Origin of the sequence: Nocardia cerradoensis NBRC 101014 (assembly GCF_000308535.1) — a bacterium.
GTDB classification, from domain to species: Bacteria; Actinomycetota; Actinomycetes; order Mycobacteriales; family Mycobacteriaceae; genus Nocardia; species Nocardia cerradoensis.
In genome coordinates this window covers 22,897-29,850 of record NZ_BAFW01000164.1, presented here as the reverse complement: position 1 = coordinate 29,850, position 6,954 = coordinate 22,897, and the positions used below count along the sequence as shown (strand labels likewise).

Below are 6,954 nucleotides of genomic sequence, written 5' to 3'. Positions count from 1 at the left end.
CGCCATGCTGCTGGCCTACCAGCCGCTGCCGGACGGCCCCCGGCTCGCGGTGATCGGCAACAGCGCCGCCCTGGGCTGGCTGGCGGTGGACGCGGCGCGCGGGGAGGGACTGGAGGTCGGGGAGCCGACCGATCTGGGACCGCAGGCCGAACCCGCCGACTATCTGACCGCCGTCGCGAGTGCGATGGATTCGGCCGAGGTCGACGCCGTCATCGTCATCTTCGCGCCGCCGGTGCCGACGGCGGTCACCGCCTTCGCCGAGGCGATCCGGGCCGGCGCGCAGGATGCGGTCAAACCCGTGCTCACCACCTTCGTCGCCGATCACGGTATGCCGAATCTGCTCACCGTGCGCGGTGCCGGCGGCATCGTCGACCGCGGTTCCATTCCGTCCTACCCCGATCCGGAACGTGCGGCGCGAGCGCTGGCGCGGGTGCGGCGATACGCGGCGTGGCGGACCCGCCCGGCCTCCCTGGTGGTGCGCCCCGACGGACTCGAGGTCGGGCGGGCGCGAGAACTGGTGGAGCGGTGGATGACTCGCAGTCCCGACGGCGACTGGCTCGGCGATCTGGAGGCCGCGGAACTGCTCGCCTGCTACGGCATTCGCGTGGTGGACTTCCGGGAAGCCCGTGATCCCGACGCCGCCGTCGCCGCGGCCGCCGAACTGGGATATCCCGTCGCCGCCAAGGCCACCGGCGAAATGTGGCGCAGCCGACCGGATTTCACCGGTGTCCGCCTCGACCTGTGGCGCGACACCGCGGTCCGGCGTGCCTACACCGATCTGGCGGAACTGACCGGCAACGCGGTCGTCCACATCCAGAAGATGGCGACCAAGGGGGTGGGGTGTGTGCTGCGGGTGCAGGACGACCCGTCGTTCGGATCCGTCATCGGATTCGGTCTCTCCGGAACCATCATCGACCTGCTCGGCGACCGTGCCTACCGGGCGTTGCCGCTGACCCAGGCCGAGGCCCTCGAACTGATCGACGCCCCGCGCGCCGCCCCGTTGCTCGACGGCCAGGCCGGACCGGGCCGCACCATCGGCGAACCGGTGGACAAGAAGGCGCTGGCCGTACTGGCACAACGTATTTCGGCGCTGTGCGACGATCTGCCGGAGGTGCGAGAACTGTCGGTGGAACCGGTGCTGGCCTCACCGGAGGGCGCCGCGATCCTGTACGTGCGCGTGCGGATCGGCCCGGAACCGAGCCGCTTCGACAACGGTCCGCGCCGCCTGGTGTGAGGCGTTCGGTGCCTGCCACGCCATACCGTGGTGACCAGCGCCACCGCGGCCGGTCCGCGGACATGGTCGATACTGGCGGTATGCGCGAAGATCAGATCGAGAGCGCTACGGCGCCCCTGCGGGACGATATCCGGTTTCTCGGCGCGATCCTGGGCGAGACGATCCGCGACCACGAGGGCCCCGAAGTGTTCGACCTCGTCGAACGGGTGCGAGTCGAGGCCTTCCGGGTGCGGCGTTCGGAGGTGGAGCGCAGCGCCGTCGCGGAGATGCTGCGCGATACCGAGTTGCCGGTGGCGATCCCGCTGATCCGGGCGTTCAGCCATTTCCTGCTGCTGGCCAACCTCGCCGAGGATCTGCAGCGAGACCGCCGTCGCGCGGTGCATGTCGCCGCCGGTGAGCCGCCGCAGGAATCCAGCCTCGCCGCGACGTACCGGGCGCTCGACCACGCTCGTGTCGACGGTGCGCTCGCCGCGGAGGTGCTCGAGGACGCGCTGGTGTCGCCGGTGATCACCGCTCATCCTACCGAGACGCGCCGCCGCACCGTCTTCGATGTTCAGGCCCGCATCACCGAACTGATGCGCCGGCGGGCCCGCTACCGCGAGGACGAACCCGAGTACGCCACGATCGACCACGACCTGCGCCGCCAGATCCTCACCCTGTGGCGCACCGCGCTGATCCGCCTCGCGCGGTTGCGGATCTCCGATGAGATCGAGGTCGGACTGCGCTACTACGACCTCACCCTGCTCGAGGTGATTCCGCGAATCAACGCCGAGGTACGTGAGGCGCTGCGGGCCCGGTGGCCCGGACACGATCTGCTCGCCCGCCCGATCCTGCGGCCCGGTTCATGGATCGGCGGCGACCGCGACGGCAACCCGAACGTGACGGGCGAGGTGGTCGAACGCGCCACCCGCCGGGCCGCCACCGTGATCTTCGGCCACTATCTGAAAGAGCTCGTCGCCCTGGAGAAATCGCTGTCACAGTCGATCCGGCTGGTCGCGATCACCCCGGAACTGTCGCGGCTGGCCGACGCCGCGGGTGACGATTCACCGCAGCGCGCCGACGAGCCGTATCGGCGCGCGATCCGCGGCATTCGCCTGCGCCTCGCCGCGACCGCGCAGCGCGCGCTCGGCTCGGCCGCCGAATTCCCGTCGGTGTACGAACTGTCCGGTGAGCAACTCGCCCGCGTCTCGCCGTACGAGGGTCCCGACCAGCTGCTGGACGATCTGAACACCGTCGATGCCTCCATGCGCGAATCGGGTGACGGCCTGCTGGCCGACGACCGCCTGGCCGCACTGCGCGGGGCGGTGGAGACCTTCGGATTCCACCTGCAGGGCTTGGACATGCGCCAGAACTCGGAGGTGCACGAACAGGTCGTGGCCGAACTGCTGGCCTGGTCGGGTGTGCACGCGGACTATCGCAGCCTGCCCGAACCGGAGCGTGTGGAACTGCTCGCGGACGAATTGAGCACGCGCCGGCCGCTGCTGGGCCCGCACGCCCGGCTGAGCGAACTCGCCACCAAGGAGTTGGGGGTGGTGCGCGCGGCCCGCGCCGCGATCGACGCCCTGGGGCCCGATACGGTGCCCAACTACATCATCAGCATGTGCACCTCGGTGAGCGACATGCTCGAGGCGGCGCTGCTACTGAAAGAGGCGGGAATTCTCGATCCCGGCGACGATCAGACCCCGCCCCACTCCCCGGTCGGGGTGGTCCCGCTGTTCGAGACGATCGACGATCTGCGCGGCGGCGCGGCGACATTGGCCGCGGCACTGGAGGTTCCGGCGTATCGCCGCCTGGTCGCCGCCCGCGCCATGGCGCAGGAGGTGATGCTCGGCTATTCCGACTCCAACAAGGACGGCGGATATCTGGCGGCGAACTGGGCGTTGTACCGCGCCGAACTCGACCTGGTGGAAACCGCCCGCAAAACCGGAATCCGGTTGCGGCTGTTCCACGGTCGGGGCGGCACCGTCGGCCGTGGCGGTGGCCGCAGTTACGACGCGATCCTCGCCCAGCCGGCGGGCGCGGTGCGCGGTTCGCTGCGACTGACCGAGCAGGGGGAGGTGATCTCCACCAAGTACGCCGAATCCGGTTCCGCCCACCGCAATCTGGAATCGCTGGTCGCCGGCACACTGGAATCGTCGTTGCTGGATGTGGAAGGTCTGGGGTCCGGCGCCGAGGCGGCCTATGAGGTGTTCGAGGAGCTCGCGGAGGCGGCGCGCGAAGCCTATGCGCGCCTGGTGCATCGGACGCCCGGCTTCGTCGACTACTTCCGGGCTTCCACGCCGATCGCGGAGGTCGCCGACCTCAATCTCGGCAGCCGGCCCGCCTCCCGCAAACCCACCAGTTCGGTCTCGGATCTGCGGGCGATTCCCTGGGTGATGGCGTGGAGCCAGTCGCGGGTGATGCTGCCGGGCTGGTACGGCACGGGCAGCGCCATCCAGGAGTGGGCCGGCACCGACTCCGAGCGCTGGCAGACACTGCGCGACCTGTATCGGCGGTGGCCGTTCTTCCGCACCGTGATGTCCAACCTGGCGCAGGTGATGGCCAAGGCGGATATGGATATCGCCGCCAGTTATGCCGAGCTGGTCGAGGATGCGACGTTGCGCACCACCATCTTCGGGATGATCCGCGACGAGTTCGACCGCACCGTGCAGGTACATGCGGCGATCACCGGCAGTGATCAGTTGCTGTCGGACAATCCGGCGCTGGCCGAGTCCATCCGCAACCGCTTCCCGTATCTGGAACCGTTGAACCAGATGCAGGTGGACCTGTTGCGGCGCAGGCGCGCCGGGGACGAATCGGAATTGGTCGAGCGCGGCATCCTGCTCACCATGAACGGCCTGGCGACGGCCCTGCGCAACTCGGGGTAGCCGCGCAATCCGGCGTCGCGGCAACGGGATTCGCGACGGGCGGATCGATACAGCACGCCGGCCGACGGATGTGCCCCGGAGGGGGGAAGGGCACACCGGCGTCGGCCGGCGCAGCGGAGGTGACCACCTATCCGGTCACCGAGATGGTGCTGGGCCGGATTCCGGGCGGCCCAGCGTCTGTGTGACCTAGCTGGCGTAGGCGCGCAGGCGGTCCGCCCGCTCACCCTTGCGGAGCTTGGCCATGACTTCGCGCTCGATCTGGCGCACGCGCTCACGCGAGAGACCGAACAGCTTGCCGATCTGGTCGAGGGTGCGCGGCTGGCCGTCGTCGAGGCCGAAGCGCAGCCGGATGACCTGCTGTTCGCGCTCGTCGAGCGTGGCCAGCACGCTGCGCACATCGCGGTGCATGAGCCCGGCGATGACGGCGCTCTCGGCGGAGGTCGCCTCCGAATCCTCGATGAAGTCGCCCAGCGGGGCTTCCTCGTCGTTGCCGACCGGCATGTCCAGGCTCACCGGGTCGCGGCTGTGGTCGAGCAGATCGGCGATCTTCTCCACCGGAATGCCCGATTCGGCCGACAGTTCCTCGTCACTGGCTTCGCGGCCGAGCTGCTGATGCAGTTCGCGCTTGATCCGGGCCAGCTTGTTGACCTGCTCCACCAGATGCACAGGGAGGCGGATGGTGCGGCTCTGATCGGCCATACCCCGGGTGATGGCCTGCCGGATCCACCAAGTGGCGTAGGTGGAGAACTTGAAACCCTTGGCGTAGTCGAACTTCTCCATCGCGCGGATCAGGCCCAGGTTGCCTTCCTGGATCAGATCCAGCAGGGGCATACCGCGGCCGGTGTAGCGCTTGGCCAGCGATACGACCAGGCGGAGGTTGGCCTCCAACAGATGCTGACGGGCGGCCTGACCGTCGCGGACCAGGATCGCCAGATCCCGCTTGCGGGTCGCCGAGAGCCGCTTACCGGTCTCCAACAGGTGTTGGGCATAGAGGCCCGCCTCGATGCGCTTGGCCAACTCGACCTCGTCGGCGGCCGTCAGCAGCGCGGTCTTACCGATCCCGTTCAGGTACACGCGTACCAGGTCGGCTGCCGGGCTCTGGGCGTCGAGGTCCGAATCGATGGCGCGCACTCCAGTGGTGGCGGGGCTTGTCATGACTTGCCTCCTGTCGGTGGTGTCTCACTCCGAACAACGGACCCGACACTGGGAAAGTTCCCCGCCTTGGCGCCGATAAACCGTGCTGAGCTGCGGCTTTCACATCCTCCGTCTGAGAAGTTCTTAAGAAGGGAACTCCGAGGACGTGGGGGTGCGCGCGGCGTCGGCCGGGGTCGCGTCGAGTTCGTCCGGTGTGATCAGTCCGTGCCGGACCAGTCCGGTGACCGCCGACAACGCCTCGGCTCGGAATTGCGGCGTGGCGGTGGTTCCGGTGTGGCCGATTGCGAGCAATTCGACCAGTTCTTCCAACGGCAGCCCGTCGGGTCGCATTCCCGCGAGCAACGCCGCCAGAGTGTCGTCGATCTCGTGCTGCCAGCGGGGGCCGTCACCGCGATGCAGCCGGACCACGCGCTCCTGCCAGCCCTCGGCGCCCGGCAGCAGGACGCGCTCGAGCGCGGTCGCGGCGTCGACGGTGAATCGCGCACGCCAGGCGACCTCGTTGTCCGCCAGGACCGTGCGCAGCCACGCCGAGCGGCGGAAGTAGGACGGCGCCTCCGCGCCGAGCGGGTCGTCGAAGCCGTGAGTGAGATCCTCGGCGAGCACCTCGGTGGGCCCGTCGATCGCGCGCAGATAGACGAAGCCGAAGCCGATGCCTTCGACCTGCGCCGTATCGAAGGCGGCCAGCCACTGTTCGGCCCGCCGCTGTGCCTCGGGATCGCGCGGATCCAGTCCGGCATCGCGCAGCCACGTGCCGACATACAGCGCCGGATCGGCCACGTCGCGCTGGACGATCCAGGCGTCGACCCCGCGATCGGGCAGCCAGCTCGCCACCCGGGTTCGCCAGTCGGCATCGCCGGTGTGCACCCAGGAGGCGAGCATCGCCGCGGTACCGCCCGGATTCAGCAGACCGGGCGCCTGCGAGACGACCAGTTCGCTGGCGCCGTCGAGCGCCAGGCCCGAATCGCGGTAGGTGTGCTCGATCCGGGCCGGGCCGACCACGAACGGAGGGTTGGCTACCACCTGATCGAAGCGGCGTCCGGCGACCGGCTCGAACCACGAGCCCTCGACGAACTCGATATCGAGGCCGTTGAGCGCGGCGGTCGCCTCGGCCAGCCACAGCGCGCGGCTGCTGACATCGGTGCCGGTCACCGTCTTCGCATAGCCCGCGGCATGCACCGCCTGCACACCGCAGCCGGTGCCGAGGTCCAGAACGGATCCGACGGGATCGGTCGGCGTCGCGCGCAGCAGTGACAGCGACGCCTGGCCCACGCCCAGGACGTGGTCGGCGCTGAGGGTGCGCCGCCGCATCGAGTCGTCGAGATCCGACAGCACCCAGCGGGTGCCCGAACCCAGATCCAGGGGCCGCAGGTCCAGCGCGGCGCGGATCGAATCGCCGTCGCGCTCGAGCAGACCCGCGGCGACGGCGCGGTCGATGTCGAGCGGGGCGAAGGCCGCGGCCACCTCCCGTTCGGGCAGGGCGTCGCCGAGCAGCAGCAGCCGGATCAGCGTGCCGAGCTCACCCGCCTCGCGCGCGGCCCGGCGCACCGGTACCGGTTCGGAACGTCCGAGCGCGGCGTGGGCGTCGGCGCCGATGGCGTCGAGCACGGTGTCGGCGTCGTAACGCACCCGGGTCAGCGCGGCGCGCAGCGCGGGCGCGAGGGCGGTGAGCAGGGAGGCGGTGGTCCGGTCGGCAGGCAC

General features: G+C 69.8%; 4 protein-coding genes. 2 read left to right on the top strand and 2 right to left on the bottom strand.

The window, feature by feature from the left end; genetic code table 11:
• Together ON23_RS17320 and ppc are read left to right on the top strand one after the other, a co-directional pair.
• Nucleotides 1-1,234: acetate--CoA ligase family protein (locus ON23_RS17320; RefSeq protein ID WP_039779425.1), on the top strand; the 1,234-nt coding region annotated here is incomplete at its 5' end.
• An 80-nt stretch (nucleotides 1,235-1,314) separates the two neighbouring features.
• Nucleotides 1,315-4,101, top strand: coding sequence for a phosphoenolpyruvate carboxylase (gene ppc, locus ON23_RS17315; protein WP_083904038.1), 2,787 nt, complete (start codon nucleotides 1,315-1,317; stop codon nucleotides 4,099-4,101).
• A 186-nt stretch (nucleotides 4,102-4,287) separates the two neighbouring features.
• On the opposite strand, the gene ON23_RS17310 is transcribed toward ppc, so the two are convergent.
• A complete protein-coding gene (locus tag ON23_RS17310; RefSeq protein WP_030517242.1) occupies nucleotides 4,288-5,256 on the bottom strand; it encodes a sigma-70 family RNA polymerase sigma factor in 969 nt (322 codons plus the stop codon).
• A gap of 123 nt (nucleotides 5,257-5,379) precedes the next feature.
• Entirely contained in the window at nucleotides 5,380-6,954 is a 1,575-nt protein-coding gene (locus tag ON23_RS17305) for a DUF7782 domain-containing protein (RefSeq protein WP_051042798.1), read from the bottom strand.